The organism is Methanoculleus sp. MH98A, assembly GCF_000691865.1.
In the GTDB taxonomy this organism is placed as follows: domain Archaea; phylum Halobacteriota; class Methanomicrobia; order Methanomicrobiales; family Methanoculleaceae; genus Methanoculleus.
Genome location: NZ_JMIO01000143.1, coordinates 1 through 1,327 on the forward strand (window position 1 = coordinate 1; position 1,327 = coordinate 1,327).

Below are 1,327 nucleotides of genomic sequence, written 5' to 3' on the forward strand. Positions count from 1 at the left end.
TCGGGAGAATATTGGGATGACCTCTTCACGAGAGTGTGGTGCTTTTTGTCTTCCTCAAGAGCATCACCGATTCGCTCTCGTGCCGAGGGTATAGAGTATGCTTTATATTTCTCTTTTAATTTATCCAATTCCTCGCGGACTTCAGGTGGAGAACGCTTGTAGAACGCCTGAAAGTCTTCCTTCTCACGAGGAATATGGATGATATCACCCTACGGTCGCCATATGATCGATATTCTCGACCACAAACTCGAAAAACCTCATGGATGTTCCGATGTCTATTTTCTCTACCGGGTAGACGTCGATCTTCTTGCCGGTAGTCGAGATGTCCAGGAGAGAACCCGTGTGCTCATCGATCAACCGGGCGGAGAAGAACATTGAACCCGGCAGCAGCACCTGTTCCAGTACAGTGAAGTTCCACTCCTCGCTGCGCACCGCCTTGCAGAAGCGGGAAACGTCATCGTAGTGCATCTCCACCGGCACATCAATTGACCAGGGGATCTGAATGGCATTCGAGAATTGCCTGCGGGACCCGACCTTGCTGATGGAATATCCCGACTCTCCGATTGCCTCTCTTACGTTTTCAAGCCGTGAAACGACGTCCTCAATTATCTTGAAGATGCCGGCGAAGTGTCCGTGACGCAGTGTTATGATTCCCTTATTGTCGATGCGAAATGCGATGCCGTTCGGGAGCTGGACCTCAAGAATCTTTGGTAGCACACCGTAGTAGAATTCCATCTCCTCAAGCGTGTGTTTTCCGTCGTTCCCCCTGTATTGGATGCCTCTCTCGACATGGGGCCGGAACTCGGAGTGAATATCAGTGTTGGGGCTCCTCTTCGCAGAGAAATAGGTTATGATCATGTCCGGGTGCTCCCGGACGAGGTTATCTTTGATCTCCTTCATCACCTTAGGGGCAATCCAGAGATTCGATATCTCCTTTGTACGGTTGATGTAAGTGAAGAGGATGTCAGGTATCTCATTGGTTTTCTTTGCATCCGTGATGAAGAGCGGGACATTGTTCCTGTCGTCGAAGAACGTATAAATATAAATCCGTTTACCCTGGGATTCCTTCGAGAGGAGGAGCAGTTTTCCTGCCCTCTTATCGATGGAGAAATGGAAGTTTTTGAGGGTCTCGACGAACTGGTTGATGTTCTGGAACATCGACAGCGTTGCAACTATGTGGAGATTACTGTTGATCTGGTCGTCTCCTCGCTCACATTCAAGGTACTGGATCAGCTCCTGAATGTCGTCGAAGTCTCTATCAGCTCTGATGAGCGAAGGGAGGTTCAAAGTATCACATCCCCGGTTAATTTCCATTAAGTTTCATGTA

General features: G+C 48.9%; 1 protein-coding gene. It reads right to left on the reverse strand.

Going from position 1 to position 1,327, the window contains the following annotated elements; genetic code table 11:
• Positions 1–204: 204 nt before the first annotated feature.
• Positions 205–1,314 carry a hypothetical protein gene (locus tag EI28_RS12135; protein ID WP_048115170.1) on the reverse strand — a complete coding sequence of 370 codons (1,110 nt, stop codon included), beginning with the start codon at positions 1,312–1,314 and terminating at the stop codon, positions 205–207.
• Between the last annotated feature and the right edge of the window lie 13 nt (positions 1,315–1,327).